Annotated in this window: 10 protein-coding genes; 2 read left to right on the top strand and 8 right to left on the bottom strand. The window is 34.3% G+C overall.

The annotated features are described in order from the left end of the window. The first annotated feature begins 85 nt into the window (after window positions 1-85). On the top strand, window positions 86-1,018 hold the full coding sequence (locus MQX03_RS11025) for a YihY/virulence factor BrkB family protein (protein WP_242803193.1): 933 nt from the start codon (window positions 86-88) through the stop codon (window positions 1,016-1,018). A 41-nt stretch (window positions 1,019-1,059) separates the two neighbouring features. Here MQX03_RS11025 and argS read toward each other — a convergent pair whose 3' ends face one another. The 3 genes from argS to MQX03_RS11010 all read right to left on the bottom strand — a co-directional run bounded on the left by argS (window position 1,060) and on the right by MQX03_RS11010 (window position 7,406). Continuing rightward, on the bottom strand, window positions 1,060-2,820 hold the full coding sequence (gene argS, locus MQX03_RS11020) for an arginine--tRNA ligase (protein ID WP_242803191.1): 1,761 nt from the start codon (window positions 2,818-2,820) through the stop codon (window positions 1,060-1,062). An 84-nt stretch (window positions 2,821-2,904) separates the two neighbouring features. After that, complete coding sequence (locus MQX03_RS11015; RefSeq protein ID WP_242803189.1) at window positions 2,905-4,368, bottom strand: SusD/RagB family nutrient-binding outer membrane lipoprotein; 1,464 nt, start codon at window positions 4,366-4,368, stop codon at window positions 2,905-2,907. An 11-nt stretch (window positions 4,369-4,379) separates the two neighbouring features. Continuing rightward, window positions 4,380-7,406 (bottom strand): SusC/RagA family TonB-linked outer membrane protein, encoded by a 3,027-nt coding sequence (locus tag MQX03_RS11010; RefSeq protein WP_242803187.1) that lies wholly within the window; start codon window positions 7,404-7,406, stop codon window positions 4,380-4,382. A gap of 136 nt (window positions 7,407-7,542) precedes the next feature. Here MQX03_RS11010 and MQX03_RS11005 point away from each other — a divergent pair, with 136 nt between their 5' ends. Further along, window positions 7,543-8,127 carry a ribonuclease HII gene (locus tag MQX03_RS11005; RefSeq protein ID WP_242803185.1) on the top strand — a complete coding sequence of 195 codons (585 nt, stop codon included), beginning with the start codon at window positions 7,543-7,545 and terminating at the stop codon, window positions 8,125-8,127. A gap of 279 nt (window positions 8,128-8,406) precedes the next feature. Here the strand turns inward: MQX03_RS11005 and MQX03_RS11000 are convergent, their stop codons facing one another. From MQX03_RS11000 to MQX03_RS10980, 5 genes are all read right to left on the bottom strand, one after another. Next, the gene (locus MQX03_RS11000; RefSeq protein ID WP_242803183.1) at window positions 8,407-10,041 is read right to left on the bottom strand and encodes a SusD/RagB family nutrient-binding outer membrane lipoprotein; all 1,635 of its coding nucleotides are present in this window, start codon (window positions 10,039-10,041) and stop codon (window positions 8,407-8,409) included. A gap of 9 nt (window positions 10,042-10,050) precedes the next feature. Further along, window positions 10,051-13,050 (bottom strand): SusC/RagA family TonB-linked outer membrane protein, encoded by a 3,000-nt coding sequence (locus tag MQX03_RS10995; RefSeq protein ID WP_242803181.1) that lies wholly within the window; start codon window positions 13,048-13,050, stop codon window positions 10,051-10,053. 449 nt (window positions 13,051-13,499) lie between these two features. Further along, entirely contained in the window at window positions 13,500-15,302 is a 1,803-nt protein-coding gene (yidC, locus tag MQX03_RS10990; RefSeq protein ID WP_242803179.1) for a membrane protein insertase YidC, read from the bottom strand. Between the two features lie 174 nt (window positions 15,303-15,476). Beyond that, window positions 15,477-17,090: a CTP synthase gene (locus MQX03_RS10985; RefSeq protein WP_242803177.1), complete on the bottom strand. Its 1,614-nt coding sequence runs from the start codon at window positions 17,088-17,090 to the stop codon at window positions 15,477-15,479. Between the two features lie 174 nt (window positions 17,091-17,264). Continuing rightward, window positions 17,265-17,834 carry a YceI family protein gene (locus tag MQX03_RS10980; protein ID WP_242803176.1) on the bottom strand — a complete coding sequence of 190 codons (570 nt, stop codon included), beginning with the start codon at window positions 17,832-17,834 and terminating at the stop codon, window positions 17,265-17,267. Window positions 17,835-17,839: the final 5 nt, after the last annotated feature.

The following is a 17,839-nucleotide window of genomic DNA, read 5'->3' as shown; positions in this document are numbered from 1 at the left end:
AGTCTTTGCGTTAATACAAGAAATTATCTTGTATTCTTTTAAGGATAAATATCAACGACCAAATCACATTTATTAATATTGAATTATGCTAAAGGAACTAAAATTTTTCTGGGAAACTGTCAAAGAAACATTTACGGAATGGAACAATTCTTCCGCATCCAATGATTCTGCGAGTTTGGCGTATTATGCCATTTTTTCGATTCCGGGTTTGCTGATTATCATCATTTGGATAGCCGGAAATGTGTTCGGTGAAGAGGCTATTCGAGGACAAATCAGTTCACAGATCAGCGGATTGATGGGACAGGATGTTGCCAAAAGTATTCAGGATATGATTGCCGGAGCTTTAATCGATAAAGAAAATATTTTTATGAAAGTCGTAGGAATCGGATCTTTGGTGTATGGTTCTACTACCCTATTTTTTCAGTTACAGAAGTCTTTGAACAACCTTTGGGATGTAGAAGCTGCGCCTAAAAAAGCTTTGGTTAAATTTCTTTTAGACCGAGCCAATTCATTGGGAATGATTCTGATTTTAGGATTTTTATTAATGATTACAATGGTTTTATCTTCATTAATTGGGTTATTTAATGATTTGATCACCAGATATTTTGGTTTGGAAACATATATCATTGTAGAGCTCATCAATTTCACCATCGGTTTCGGGATTGTGGTTGTACTTTTTGCGTTGATGTTTAAAGTACTTCCGGATGTTGAAATTAGCTGGAAATCGGTTTGGAAAGGCGCATTACTGACGGCAGGGCTATTTACTTTAGGTAAATTTTTATTAAGTCTTTACTTTGGACAATTTAAACCAACCTCAGCATTCGGAACCGCCGGAACAGTGATTTTGATTATGATGTGGATTAATTATTCCTGCATGCTGGTATTCTTTGGAGCCGAATTTACAAAAGTATATACCTTAAGAAAAGGTTACAGAATTGTTCCTTCAAAACATGCCAAATGGAGCAGTGCAAAATTATACAGGGAAAGTCAGATTAAAACCGAAAAGCCTCAAGTTTAAACATAAAAAAAGCCTCTTAGAAATTCTGAGAGGCTTTTGTTTTACATTCTGTTTACCGTTTGTATTCCGAGTAATTGTAATGATTTTTGTATTGTTTTTCCGGTTAAATCAGACAGATTTAAGCGATACTGTTTAATATTTTCATCCTCTTGAATCAAGATCGGATTATTCTGATAAAACGAATTATATGATTTAACCAAATCATATAGGTAATTAGCAACCAATGCCGGACTTAAACTTTCTGCCGCTCTAGCTACAACTGCTTTATAATTGGAAAGCTGCATGATTAATTCCTTTTCAGATTGGCTTAATTCTATAGCTTCTGTTTCCTTCACAGCAAAATTCGCCTTCTTCAACAAAGATTGAATACGGGCGAATGTATATTGAATGAATGGTCCTGTATTTCCATTAAAATCAATACTTTCTTCCGGATTAAAGAGCATTTTTTTCTTAGGATCAACTTTCAGCATAAAATATTTTAAAGCTCCAATCCCGATGCTTTCGTAATTGATATTCTTTTCTTCTTCTGTAAAGTTTTCCAGTTTTCCCAGCTCTTCAGATTTAGATTTAGCAATATCAAACATATCCTGCATCAATTCATCGGCATCAACTACAGTTCCTTCACGGGATTTCATTTTACCGTTCGGAAGTTCAACCATTCCATAAGATAAATGGAATAACTGATCTGCCCATTCGTAACCAAGTTTCTTTAAGACTTTAAATAAAACCTGGAAATGATAATCCTGTTCGTTTCCTACTGTATAGATTAATTTCTGAAGATTATTTTCTTTAAAACGCTGTACAGCCGTTCCCAAATCCTGCGTCATGTACACCGAAGTTCCGTCTGAACGAAGCAACAATTTCTGATCTAAACCTTCATCCGTCAAGTCACACCATACCGAACCATCTTCTTTCTGATACAGAACACCTTTATCTAAACCTTCCTGAATAAGATCTTTTCCTAAAATATAGGTATTGCTTTCGTACTGAACCTGATCGAAATTTACTCCAAGTCTCTTGTAAGTTTCACCGAAACCTTTATAAACCCATGAGTTCATTTCGTTCCAAAGATTTCGTACTCTTTCGTCTCCATTTTCCCAATCGAGAAGCATTTGCTGAGCTTCTTTCATCAAAGGTGCATCTTTTTTTGCCTGATCTTCGGAAACTCCTTTTTCAACTAATTCAGTGATTTCTTTTTTGTATTCCTGATCAAATTTGACATAATAGTTTCCTACAAACTTATCACCTTTCACATGATCAGTTTCCGGAGTTTCTCCTTTCCCAAATTTCTCCCAAGCCAACATGGATTTGCAAATATGAATTCCTCTGTCGTTGATAATCTGACTTTTGATCACATCATAACCAGCTTCCTTTAAAATCTGAGCAACAGAAAAACCTAATAAGTTGTTTCTTACATGTCCTAAGTGAAGTGGTTTATTGGTATTTGGTGAAGAATATTCCACCATTACGGTTTCATTTTTCTTTTCAATATTTGAAAATTGGTCAGCAACTGTTTTAAACTGATCTACAAAAAACTGATTTTTAACTTTTACATTTAAAAATCCTTTAATTACTTTGAAACTTTCAAGCAACTCAGTCTGTTCGGTCAAAGCCTGACCCAATTCTACCCCAATGCTTTCAGGGTTTTTCTTCAACTGCTTCACCAATGGAAAAGTAACAATAGTAAAATCGCCTTCAAACTCAGTTTTATTCTCCTGAATCTCCAGTTTTATATCTTTCAACTGATAGACATTAAGGATAACCTCTGCCAGTTTCTGTTCTATGATATCTTTAATATTCATTATTCTAATTTGAAGTACAAATATACGGAAATAAAAAAACCGCACTAAGGCGGTTTTGATATGAATGTTAAACGTGATTAAGTATTAATTGATGTCCCAAAAAAGTTTGGTTGTCAATTTATCCCCACCTATTGCAGAAGAAGCAACCGACCAATTAGCACCATTAACTGTTTGCTCATTGATTGGATATGTTAATCTGGTAGGAACTTTCCCGTCAGCGGCAGGAATTGCATCTGGTGCAGTTAAAACAGGATAATCTAATCTTCTATAAAAATTCCAAGATTCGAAACCTCTGTTGTACATAGCAATCCATGCTTGTTGACCAATTTTTTGTTTCCAATTGGCATTGGAATATGCTACAGCTGGGTTTGCTAAATAGCTCGCAATAGCAGATGCTGAAACACCCCATTGCTGCATAGATCTTTCAATAGCGTTTTGATAATATTGTTGTGCAGTTGCACCTACGGTGTAACCTCTTGCGGCAGCTTCTGCCAAATAGAAATTAACCTCAGCTGCATCAAACAATAATCCTGATTTATTTGCGGGCAGCAAAGCATCTCCGATGTGTGAATTGGCACTATAAGTATTTGTCTGTCCTACAGTTCCACCAACATATCCTCCTCCAGAAACTTCAGTGAAATAAGATGGTCTTCTAGGATCATTTAAGCCATTCATAACATCTACAATGCCTTGCTCAGCTACAAAATCATTTCTGTTACTTGCAATAACCTCTGCATACAAACGGTTAAAGTTCGGCGATGTAACATCATATTTAAACATTGAATTTTCCGCATTTACAAGCATAACACCACCTGTATAAGCAGATTCTACGGTCTGTTTTGCAAGAGTTGGATTAACATCGGCAAGATTGATTCCAACTTTAAGTTTTAAGCTATTTGCAAAAATAATCCAATCGTTTACGTCTCCATTATAAATGTTATCTCCGGTTTCAAAACTTGGATAGCCAGAATCTAATGTAGAGGTAATAGTATTTAATCTAGCAATCAGATTTTCATAAATTGTTTTAGCATCATCATATTTTGGTAGTACAATCGATTCTGGTTTTGCAGCTTCCGTATATGGAACATTCCCAAAACTATCAACTAAAACCTGATAAGTGTAAATTTCTAATAAATTAACAATCGCTAACTTATTTGCTTGTTGCTTATCCCATGCAATCTGCGATACATTTGCAGGCTTAATCTCTTTAGTAATTACTTTTTTAGATTCATTAAGGTTACCTAATACATCTGTATAGAGTGCTAACCACATATTATCAGGAACCTTTCTTGTCCCTGTAAAATTGAATCGCGCATCATTTCTATATATCGTTGTTGCTAAATAATGTTGGAAAAACCTAAAAACATTTAGATTGACACTTGGTGTTTCCATCTGATCCATAAGCTCTTTTTGAGCATTTGTAAATAATAGTTCAGATGGCACCTCATAGGGCTGGCTTTGATTATTGTTGAATTCTTCATCTCCATTGACGCATCCTGTGAGAACAGCCAGAGAACCTATAGTTAGTATTGAAAATATTTTTTTCATTTTAATTTGATTTAGAAGTCTAATTTAACATTGAATGAATAGATACGAGTTGTAGGCATTACCCCAGATTGAAATCCTTGAATATTCCCGGAAGAAGTTCCTGCTTCAGGATCTGCATCTGGCAGATTTTTATGAATAATCCACAAATTCTGACCTAGCAAACTTAAAGTCATTCCTTTAATAAATGTATTTCGCAATAAATCAGCAGGTAGACTATAAGAAAGTTTAGCTTCTCGTAGCTTTACGTACGAAGCATCATAAACGAATGCTTCTTGTGGTACACCAGCATCAGTTCCGAAAGCACCACCAGCAAAAGATGCGTCTATTCTAATATCATTAGGAGTTCCATCTTGCTTTACTCCGTTTAAAATAACTCCACCACCATCAGCAAGCGTATTTCTGATTGGATTTCCTAAATCATTTAACCCAGCACTGTATTCATAAATTCCTGTAAGGCCTCCGTAAGATTGATCAAGAGAATATACACTTCCTCCTTGTCTAACATCAATTAGGAAACCTAGTGAGATATTTTTATATCTAAATGTATTGTACACCCCACCAATCCAATCTGGTTGTATATTTCCTAAAACCTTGTCTGATGCTACCAAATAAAAACCATTATCATCAACTACCTTATTACCGTTTGAATCATAGACAAAACCTGTTCCTCTAAATGTACCGTAAGGTTGGCCAATTGTGGCATTTAAAGTGGTTTCTTGGAAACTTGCAAGCTGTAAATTTTCCCTTCCCTGGTTTAAAGATTTTACGACGTTTCTGTTTCTTGCCCAGTTAAGATTAATATCCCATTGAAAATCTGTGCTTTTTAATGGCACTAGTCCTAATGATACTTCAATACCCTTATTTTCTGTTTCACCTGCATTAATTAAAGAAAAACCGTATGCAGTTGACGGCGATTGAGGTACACTAAACAGTAAGTCGGATGTATTTGTTTTATAAAGTGATAAATCTAAAGTTACTCTTCTTTTAAACATAGATGTTTCTAGACCTACCTCCCAGCTTTTTTGTCTTTCAGGTTTTAAACTATTATAGTCTACATAAGTAGTACTAATGTCAGCCATAGGAGTTCCGCTTACTGTACCTCTGTTTGAGAAGAAGCCAGGTCTTCCGAATGCCATATCATTACCTACTTCTGCATAACTCAATCTTACTTTTCCAAAATTCAACCAACTGCTTTTAAACAATTCTGAGAAAACAAAACTTGAACCCAAAGAATAATAAGTGTAGTTGTTGTTTGCTTTTGGAAGTGCGCTAGACGTATCGTTACGAATAGTACCCTCTAAAAATAAAAATCGGTCAAAATCAAAAGATGCCTGTGCATAGACTCCTGCTTTTTGTCCTCTGATATTACTTTCTATAGGTGGAAAATATGCTCTTGAGTTACCAATAGTATAAAGATCAGGAATAATTAGCCCGCCTGTAGTCGAATTTTCCATACTTCTTTGACGTTGATCTAAAAATTGTGCTCCTCCTACAAATAAAGCATTGAATTTATCTGAAATATTCAAATTATACCTACCAATCACATCATAAGTCTGTCTCATTACATTATCATCAAAAACCCAATATCCTGAAGTTTCATCAGCTTGTGCCAACCCGAATTCTTCTGCATGGCTGCCAATTGCCTTTCTAATTTCTTGTTTACTATTAGTATAATCTATAGTAGCTCTCCCTAAAATATTAAATTTATCTGTAATATCATAAGATAATTCAGCACCTGCAATTAATCTTGTTTTATCATCAGAAGAATAATTTTTGTATCTATCCCAATAAGGGTTATTCCAAAATGCAGCAGAAAGATCTCCATCCAGGGGAGCGTTCATATTCCATGTATAATTTTGATTGGTTCTGAAAAACTCGTCTCTCAGTTCCAGGACATCCACATTTATTGGCCACCACTGTCTAAAACCAGTCATGATGTTATCACCGTATCCTACAGAATTTCGACCTATAGTTGTTTGATCATTGAATGTCAAAAAGGTACGTGCGCTAAACTTATCATTAAATTTTCTAGTATAATTACCACTCAACATATTTTTATTCAATCTACTATTCGGTAAAATCCCTGTTTCGTAGTTGTTTGTAAAAGTTAAGTTATATGTATTAGACTCATCACCCCCATTCAAATTGAAACTATTTACAAATGATAATGATTTATCAAAGAATTTACTCGGATCATTCTTAGCAGCAGTCCAAGGTGTAGCTTTTCCGAAATTTGGGTTTCCGGGAACAAAAGAATTCCATTGATAAACCATTAGATTTGGATTAAATGCGGCTCCATATGAAGCATCATCACCTGTGGGAGCCAAAATATCAACAATACCATCACCATTTACATCCTCATTAAAAAAACTATCTGCCCCTGAATATCCTGCACCATATAGTTTTTGATATTTAGGAAAAGTAGATCTGTCAATTTCTCCTACTGAAACGGTAGAATTCAATGTAAGACCTAAAGACTTTCCTTTTTTTCCTTTTTTTGTAGTGATTATGACAGCACCATTAGATGCCATACTACCATACAATGCAGTTGCAGCAGCTCCTTTAAGAACATTTATAGACTCTATGTTATTTGGGTCAATATCGGCTGTGGCATTACCAAAGTCGAAACCATCTCTACCTCTGGATGCATCGCTAGAATTCAAATTACCACTAATAATAGGTACCCCATCTAAAACGATTAAAGCTTGGTTGTCACCCGTTATACTTTTGGTACCCCTCAGAACTATATTACTTGAACCGCCGAAATTTCCATTATTTTTAATTTCCATACCGGCAACTTTTCCCGATAAGTTATTAATAAAATTGTTAGTTGGTACAGAATTTACTTTCTCTGCGTCTAGAGTTTGTGATGAGTATCCTAAAGATTTTTTCTCTCTTTTAATACCAAGTGCAGTAACAACCACACCTTCGATTTCTTGTGTTTTTAAAGTATCACTCGGTTTTGTTTGTTGAGCTTGTGCAACGACAAAAGACGAGGACAGTACTACAAGTAGTACACCTGATGTTAATTTCTTCATATTAATACATTAATTTTGCGTTAACAAAGTTGTGAAACTTTTTCTTAAGAAACTGTTAAAAAGAGAAAAAATTATTATGAATAGAATAACAAATCATATTTATTCCTATTTTTAAATATATAAATGTTAAAATTTTATGGAATTATTAAAAAAATGGTCAAATTTTTACATTGAGGCAGGATGTGATGAGGTTGGAAGGGGTTGCCTAAGCGGACCAGTGGTTGCAGCGGCGGTAATTTTGGATGAAAAATTTGAACAAAACTTAGTAAACGATTCAAAAAAATTAAATTTTAAAACCAGAATGGAACTTGACAGTTATATCAAAAATAATGTTAAAAGTTATGCAATTGCAGAACTGCCTCCAGCGTTTATTGATGAACATAATATACTGAATGCCAGCATCCATGCAATGCATCGTGCTTTAGATCAATTGGCAATACGTCCAGAGTTGATTTTGGTAGATGGAAATAAATTCCACCCTTACAACTTCATTCCGCATCAATGTATTATTAAAGGTGATTCAAAGGTTTTATCAATTGCAGCGGCTTCTATTTTAGCAAAAAATTATAGAGATAAATTGATGATTGAGCTCCACGAAGAGCACCCAGAGTATGGATGGAATACCAACTTTGGCTATGCCACAAAAAAGCATCAGGAAGCCCTGATAAAGCATGGTGTAACGAAATATCACCGGGAATCTTTCAGATTAAAATATGACTGATTAAAAATGCCTTGTGAATTATGAGTTAAAAAACATTAACATTTCAAATTTAAAATGATTCCAAATTAAAAAGAGAAGCAATAAATAGCTTCTCTTTTTTGTTATAGTACGCTAGGAATTTTTACCATTATCATTTTTTATAAATATCCTTCTTAACAGGAAATTTTCTAAAAAACACCTTGAAAAAAAAATCAGAATTTTACTATAATTTTTTTTATAATTATAAAAAAATAAGACTACCTAAGGGCAGCCTTATTTTAATAAAACTAGTTTATTGAATTAATTTTGATTCCAGAACGGAGTGTATTGGTTTTTAACAAATACCTGTGCGCTCGAAATATTTGGTACGTTAGCAGAATTTGCAGCATATTCAGAGTTTGGATATACTAATCTGTACGGTTTATTAGGAAATTGAGCTGTTGTAGCCATTGGAGTAAACGGATAACCTGTTCTGTTATATTCAATAAACATTTCAGTAGGGTTAATATTTGTCAATGCAATCCATTTTTGAGTCATGATTGCCTCTATTTTTTGAGTATCAGTTCCAGTCCAACCTAAACCTGGTCTTGTGGCAATTTGAGAAAGATAATTTGTAGTAGCAGCCGTAGGTACACCCAACCAATCACCATTTGCAGTTATAGCATTATTAAAATTCTCTGCAGGATCAAAGGTGAAAATTGTCGGCCATCTAAGAGCAGCTTCAGCCTGTAACAAATTACTTTCAGCTGCAGAAAAGAGAACACCACCTCTATCATTATTTTCAGTAATCACATCAGCCCAAGTACCAATAGAAGCTCCACCTGCAAAATTACCAATTCCTAGTTTCGAAGTATTCACATTATTTACAGGTACTCCTGGCTGACCCGGGACATTACCTTGCCTCACCCCTTTTAAACCTGTGAACGCAACACCATCTGAATCAACAGAAGCTACATTAGTAAACAACCTTGATTTTCTTGGATCTGTAATATTATTAAATTTAGAATAATTAGCATCATTTAAAATTCTATTCCTTTCAAGTGCATTAGCCATGTGCTCAGAAACAACAACTACAGCATAGTTAGAGGCTTGTTGATTAGCTGCATTTCGAGCCCAATTTAAAATATATGGATTCATTTGGTCATCACTAGATGCAGTATAACCTGGATTAACAACTACTTCTTCATTTATAAATGTTTGACCAGCTAAAGTTTGAAGCTTTGCATTTCTGTAAGTCGCCAACTCACCTGTGACTTTAGACATTCTAATTAACATTTTAAGTTTAATGGTATTAGAAAGCGCTTTCCACTTATCCATGTCACCATGAAATACAATATCAGAAACTGGCTTTTCAGCATGCTCATCAGCAGCAGCAATCAATGCATTGGCTTCTTCCAATTTAGTGATTAGACTTTTATAAATATCTGCGTCATTGTCATATTTGGGAGTTGTATTCTGCTGCCCCATAAATGCTTCGCTGTAAGGTACATCTCCATACAAATCTACAATATACTGCATATAATATGCCTTCATGATTTTGGCAATAGCAATATAGTAATCTTGCTTGTGATTTACATTGGAAAATTTTTCCATTTGGTCAAAATTGGCAATTCTTGGGTATAATCCTTCCCAAATTCCTCTATAGAAAGTATTATCAACACTAGATAAACTAAATTCTCTAGAGTATGGACCAGCAATTGTATATGAATTTCCTGCCCAGCTGTTCATCATAAGATTTCCAAATTGCATCATAGTTCCCGCCTGCGTTCTGTAGGCCTGGCTAATAGCACCAGGTAGTATAAGATCTGGTGTGATATTCTCTGCTTGTACCGCATTTGGATTATCGTTTACATCTAAAAATTCATTAGTACAAGATGTTGCACTGAAACTTAAAACGGCAGCTAGAATTGTTACTAAAAATTTATTATTTTTCATTTTGTTTAATTAAAAAGTTACATTAAGGTTAAACCCGAAAGTCCTCATACTTGGATACTGCCCAGTAACCGCAACACCACCAGCATTGCCTACAGTATTAGCCGTTTCAGGATCATTGAAATTTCTATTATCCTTTGCATAGATAAAGAATGGGTTTCTTGCATACACACCTACCGACATAGAGTTTACAAATGTGCTTTTAAGAATAGATTTTGGTAAATCATAGCTTAAAGCAATTTCTCTCACTTTTAAAGCAGTACCATCTACTACAAATTCCTCACCTATAGAAGAATAAGCAGCGGTCGTAAAGTAATTCATTACCCCGAAATAGCTATCATCATTTCCTACCGGTGTAGTATTGGCAACATATTGCCCATTCACGAACTGAACTGAATTAGGAACTACATAACCTTTAGATCTGTCAAACTCAGCGGTTTTTTCTGATGCTCCTGTAGATCCTAAACTTACTTTTGCTAACGATACAAAGCTATTTCCTGTTCTGTAATCTGCTGTCGCACTCAAAGTAATTCCTCTGAACTTGAATGAAGTACTAAATCCTAAAATATAATCCGGATTTACTTGTCCTAACACTTCAAAATTTGATGTTGATAAAGGATTACCGTTTGCATTTACAATAATATTTCCATTTGGATCTCTTTGATATTTTGTTCCTTTAATAACCGGAAAGTTTTCACCTTTGACAGCAAATATACCCACATTCGTAGTAGTAGAATTAAATAAAGCTACTTCATCAGCACCATCTGATAATGATAAAATTTCTGTATCATATGTTGAATAAGACCCTCTTATTTTCCATTCAAAATCTTTTGTTTTGATAGGTGTAAGACCTAAATCTATTTCATATCCTTTATTTCTGCTATTTCCAATATTATCTTGGAAATTGGTAATACCTGAAGCTGAAGAAGTAGAAATTGTAGTAATAAAGTTTTTATTATCATTTCTAAATATTGACCCATCGAAAGTAATTCTGTCTTTGAAGAATCCTAACTGTAATGAAGCCTCTTTTGACAAGTAGAATTCAGGCTCAATATCCTGAGCAAAGATTGTTGTTGTAGGTAAATAAGAGGAAAGTGATCCAAAAGGGTATCCTGTCGGAAAAGCACCAACTCTGTCCAATCCGTATAAACCAATAGTTGAGCTATTTCCTACTCTACTATAATTTAAGCTTACTTTTGCATAATTTAAGATATTTCCTTTAATACTTTCAAACGCCTTTGTAGGAATAAATGAAGCTCCGAAAGAATAATATGGATAACCTTTGTTACTAAATGGTAACTGAACCCCTTGTGGAGTTACAGGATTAACACTTGTAAGAGAACTTTTCTCATATCTGAACGTTGAGTTAAAATATAAGAAATCTTTATAACCTAAATCTAGATTAGCAAACCATGCAAAAGATCTCTGTCTTGTGTTAGTATTATCAAGTTTAGAAAATAAATCTGGTTGCAATACATTATTGATGTGATACCATCCGGGTATCTTAAGATTTTCACCACCTACTTGTGTTGTAGAGCTAGATGCATCTTGTATATTATGACCTATGTTAAATTTTAAATTTAGGTCATCAGTTAGATTATAATCAAAATTAGCCATCAAGTCGCCGTAATATCTAAAACTCGATACAACACTTTTATAATAATTTGAAACAATTGGATCAAGACCATACTCTACGGGTGATGTACCATCAATAGGAGTATCTGTTCCGTCATATACTCTATCAAAAGCAAAAGCATTTACATGGCTTTCTTGAACTGCTGAACCAGAAACCGCAGTTCCTGCATAAGTAAATGAGATATGATCATTTAACTTATATTCCATATTAACCAACCCTGTAAATGTTCGCTGCTTAGTATCTGCTCTATCGTTATCAATTGTCCAATAAGGATTAACAGTATATATACTATAACTAGCATCCGGAAGAGAATTTCTAAACTGTCTTACATCAACATTTGTAGGAGTTTGAAGCAACTGACCGTAAAGATTAGAGTTGGTAGTTGATGTTTTTCTATCTAAATAATTTACGTTTCCGTCAATTCTAAATTTACCTAACTGCTTTCCAGCTTTTAAAATAAAATTATTTCTTTTTAAATTATCTCTATCAACTACGAAATCATTTTCGGCTCTATTCACAGCCAAGAAGACGTAAGAATCTGAACCTCCCGCTGTTACTGATAATCCATTTTGAATTAAAACACCAGTTTTAAAGAAATTTGATATTCCATCTTTTTTATGACTGAAAGTTTCTCGTAACCAAGAATTATCAGCCTGCGGCATCCCTACTAAAAGTGATTGACCACCTAAAGATGATGAATATGCTGGTCCCCAGTTTGTATTTTCATACGGAGTCCAGTTTGCGCCTCCATAATCAGTAGTATCAAATGTATCACCAGGATATCCTTGTCCATATAATTTCTGAGTAAGAGGAAGTTTAAAAACATTTGAAAAATCAATTGAACTTGTTAGATTAAACTGTAGTTTTTCATTTTTTGTTCCTCTCTTTGTTGTTACCACTATCACACCATTACTACCTCTCTCCCCATATAAGGCTGCCCCTTGCATACCTTTGATAATATTCATATTATCAATAATTTCTGGTGGGATATTTTGCAAAATATCTAATGAAGATATAACTCCATCAATAACAACTAATGCTTGATTATCTCCTGAAATTGACCTTGGTCCTCTTAAAACAACTCTGACAGACGAATTAACAGAATTATTGGTTGTATTAATCTGTAAACCAGAAACCTTACCCGTTAATGCTTGAACTGCATTAGGGTTGTTAGCTTGAGTAATTTCAGCATTATTTACTACTTGATTAGTAGATGTTACAGCATCCTGTCTTTTTTTAAGACCTAATGCTCCTGTTACCACTACCTCACGAATATCCTGAGTTCTCAGAGTGTCGCCTTGTGTTTCTTGAGCATTTACAATCGCAAAGGAGGATGTAAGAACCAAAGCTAAAATACTTGCAGTTAATTTATTCATTTATACATTAATTTTGTGTTCGCAAAGTTGTGAAACTTTTTCTTAAGAAACGATTAAAATTTCAAAAAAAATAATATTTTTTAACAATTTAATTTTTCGCAATTATTAAGAATATTTATCGTTATTTTTTATCAAATCAATAAAAAACATTAAAACAAACACATATATAAATAAAAAAAATCCAAAAGAAGTAAACTGCTCTATGAGTTTAATTAATTATAAACTATAAAAATGCTGATAATTTAACATAAAAATACGCCAAAATCATAATTTACATTTAAAGTTAGAAACAATTTCACAGTTGATGGAAAAACAACCTACAATCAATCAATATTTCATGGTAAAATTGAACTTTTTGTGTAAGTAATTATTTAAAATAATACTAATGATTTTAACCAATCACAAAAAAAGAGAAGCAATAAATTGCTTCTCTTTTCTGTGATACTAAGTTATTTCTTTTTATTTCCTTGTTGACCTTGAGTTTTTTGCTGCTCCTGAGCCTTCTCCATCATTTCCCTCATTCGTTTCTGGAACTTGCCTTCTGCTTTTGGCTTTTCTTTGTTGGCTTGAATCTGTGCATGAATTTTCTTTTCATCCAAAATTACATACTTTATAACTAGGATAATCAAGATATTAATCGCATTCGACACAAAATAATACCAAGATAAACCAGATGCTGAAGTATTCAGGAAGAATAAGAATGTGATCGGAAAAATATACATAATCACTTTCATATTCGGCATTCCTTCTTGTTGTGGTTGCTGCATATTTCCAGAAGTCATTACGGTATAGATTAAGATAACAATCGTACAAGCAATTGCAAATACACTTAAATGTTCTCCTAAAAACGGCACGCTGAATGGCAATTTAATTAAATCATCATAAGCCGTAAGATCTTTTGCAAACCAAAAACCTTGTCCTCTCAAGTCTATAAAGTTCGGGAAGAATCGGAATAATGCATAGAAAATAGGAATCTGCACCAATGCCGGAAGACATCCTGCCATTTGATTAACTCCTGCTTTTCTGTAGATTTCCATTGTAGCCTGTTGTTTCTTCATCGGATCTGCATCCTTGAATTTTGCATTGGCTTCGTCAATTTCCGGACGAATCACTTTCATCATCGCACTCAATTTATGTTGCTTGTACATAATTGGAGACAAGATCAATTTCACGATAATCGTCATTAAGAAAATCACCCAACCTGCGGATATCCCCCAGCTTGCAATAATTCCGTATAGCCACATGAAGAAATAACGGTTCATCGCTCCTATGAATGACCAACCTAATGGTAAGATTTCGTCAAAATTTTTGTTTTCATAAGAACTTAAAAGTTTTAAGTCCAATGGCATAAAATACCAGGTAAAATCCTGATTCAGTTCACTTCCTGACATCTGAACCTCACCTTCGTAGTCTAGTTTTTTCAGATACTCACCTTCTTCGATAGACTCCTGGTTACCCTTGCTTTTTGTAAATCCGTTTTTCGCTTCGATTACAGATGCGAAAAACTGTTGCTTTACACCAATCCAGTTTATCGTTTCCTCCGGCTCGTCCATCGTGGTTCTACCGTCGTACTCATACTTCTTATAATTATCAAAAACATAAGAGAATTCTGAGTGAGTCTGCTCCTGTGCTCTACCTTTTTCGAGATTTCTCACACTGTAATTCCAAAGGAAATCTGCTTTCGTAGCTGAAGTTACTTTAGCAAGACCTTGTGTTCTTACTTTAAAATCTACCGTATATTTATCTAATAAAGTATAAACAAACTGAATCACAGCTCCGTTATAATTAGCAGTCAACGTTACAGCATTTCCTGCAACTGTTGGTGAGAAAACCAAATCTTTTGTATTGACCGTTTTCCCGGATTTATCTTTAAACTGAAAACCATAGCTCGAGTTGTTTTTAGTAATCAGATTAAGTGGAAGGTCTGCCTTATCGGTTTTTTGGTCATACGCTTTATATTCTAAAAGCTCAACTTTTGAAACCTGACCTCCTAAACTTGAAAACTCAAGTTTTAATTGCTTGTTTTCCAAATTTGAAACCTGAATTGCATTCGGAGTTACATTAGGATTGATATCTGCTGCCGGAGTTTGCTTTACGGGATTTTTTGCCTGTTCTGTTTTCTGTTGCTCAGCTTTCAGCTTTTCTGCTTCCTGATCATTTCTTTGGAAATAAAACATGAATCCGAAAAGGACCAAACATAAAACCGCAAAACTAATAATCTGACTTTTATCGAGTCCGTTGTTCTGTTGCATTTTATTTTAATTAAAATTTTTAAAATTTAATAAGCACAGCAATGCCATACTTTTTGAGTCGACAAAAATACTGTTTTTTTATCAAAACTCTATACTATAATATGTTACTATATAATAAACTCAGACTGACAAAAATCAACCTGAGTTTATTATATAACGTTTATAATTAAACAATTACTTTATCTCTTTTTCACAAGCCTTGATGAAAGCTCTGAACAAAGGATGCGGTGTTGCTACCGTGCTTTTGTATTCCGGGTGATACTGGACACCTACATAGAAAGGATGATCCTGCATTTCTAATGCTTCTACCAAACCTGTCTCCGGGTTTGTACCTGTTGCCATTAAACCGTTTTTCTCAAACTCTGCAATGTATTCGCTATTGAATTCATAACGGTGACGGTGTCTTTCAGAAATATGTTTGCTTCCATAAATTTCATGTAATTTCGAACCGTTTTTCAAAGAACATTTCCAAGCTCCAAGACGCATTGTACCTCCTTTATCCACTACATTTTTCTGTTCTTCCATCAAAGAAATCACAGGATGTTCTGTAGAAGTATCAAATTCCATTGAGTTGGCTTTTGTGTAACCTAAAACATTTCTGGCAAATTCAACGGTCATAATCTGCATTCCCAAACAAATTCCCAACATCGGAACTTTATTCTCTCTTGCATACTGAGCCGTAAGAATTTTACCTTCAATACCTCTGTCGCCAAAACCTGGAGCAATCAAGATACCACATACTCCATCTAAAGTTTCCTTGATATTTTCTTTGGTTAAATCACCACTGTAAACCCATCTGATTTTCACTTCCGTTTCAATATCTGCCCCGGCATGTTTGAATGCTTCAGCAATTGAAATATAAGAATCCTGAAGTGAAATATATTTTCCAACCAAAGCGATTTCAACGGTTCTTTTAGGATTTTGGAATTTCTTCACGAAAGTTTTCCAGTCTTTAAGATCTGCTTCTTTATCGCTTTTTAAATCTAATCCTTTCAGAACTACATCATCAAAGTTTTGTTTTTGAAGATACATCGGAACTTCGTAAATAGTTTCCAAATCTTTACATTCGATTACATTATCCAAAGAAACGTTACAGAATTGAGCCAGTTTTGCTCTCTGATCTTTCGGAATTTTGTGTTCTGTTCTACAAACTAAAACGTCTGCCATAATTCCGCTTTCCATCAACTGGCGAACAGAATGCTGAGAAGGTTTTGTTTTTAATTCTCCACTTGAAGCCAGATAAGGCAATAAAGTCAGGTGAATCACCATAGAATTTTTCTCTCCCAATTCCCACTTCAACTGACGTACAGTTTCGATGTAAGGTAAAGACTCAATATCCCCTACAGTTCCGCCGATTTCTGTAATAATGATATCGTAGTTCTGTTTAGATAAAATTTTAATTCTACGTTTGATTTCATTCGTAATATGAGGAATTACCTGCACTGTTTTTCCAAGGAAGTCCCCTTTTCTTTCTTTTTCGATTACAGTTTGGTAGATTTTTCCTGTGGTAACGTTGTTGTTTTGAGAAGTCGGCGAGTCAAGATAACGCTCGTAGTGTCCTAAATCCAGATCTGTCTCCGCACCATCTTCGGTTACATAGCATTCTCCGTGTTCATAAGGGTTTAATGTTCCTGGGTCGATATTAATATAAGGATCCAATTTCTGAATAGTTACATTAAAGCCGCGTGATTTTAGCAGAAGTCCCAGAGAAGCAGAAACGATTCCCTTTCCCAAAGATGAAGTTACACCTCCTGTCACAAAGATGTACTTTGTATTCTTTTTACTCATTAGATTAGGTTTGTGCAAAGTTAGGGCAAAAAGAAATGCAAAGCAATTTTGTTGCACTTTTAAATTCTGAAATTCAACTAAATTTATTTGAAAACTGGAAATTAAAAACAAAAAAGGTTTCCCAAAAAACTTTGAGAAACCTCCACCTAAACCAAATTATATATATGAAAATTATTATTGTTTTGCCAGCTCAAAAAACAAACTAACCTCGACATCTTTAGCAACACCAGCTCCTGTTGGGTCATATTTAATATTGTAATCTAAACGGTTAACAGTAAATTTTGTTTGAAGACCCAGTACCTCTTTTCCTTGTTGGTTTTTTGCAATACCACCAAATATTACCGGAATGCTTACTTCTTTTGTTACATCTTTTATGGTTAATTTACCTTTAACTGTATAAGTGTTATCTTTTCCTTTTGAAACTGCTACACCTACAAATTTCATTTCAGGGAATTTTTCTGTATCGAAAAAATCAGCACTTTTCAAATGCTTATCTCTCGGCTCAACGCCTGTATTAATAGATTCTACAGATACTGAAAAATTAAATTCAGCTTTATCTAGACTTGTACTTTCAGCTGATACTGTTCCGTCAAATTTATCAAATCGACCCTGCACGATGCTAATCCCCATGTGCTTGATGTTGAAATTAACAGATGAATGCATGTGATCTACTCTCCAAGTAGTCTGTGCAAATGTGAACATGCTTACCAATACAAACACAAAGCTTAAAAGTATTTTTTTCATTTTTA

The sequence above is a fragment of the Chryseobacterium aahli genome (assembly GCF_022699665.1).
GTDB lineage: Bacteria > Bacteroidota > Bacteroidia > Flavobacteriales > Weeksellaceae > Chryseobacterium > Chryseobacterium aahli.
The sequence above is the reverse complement of the archived record's forward strand: the minus strand, read 5'-3'. Positions and strand labels throughout refer to the sequence as shown.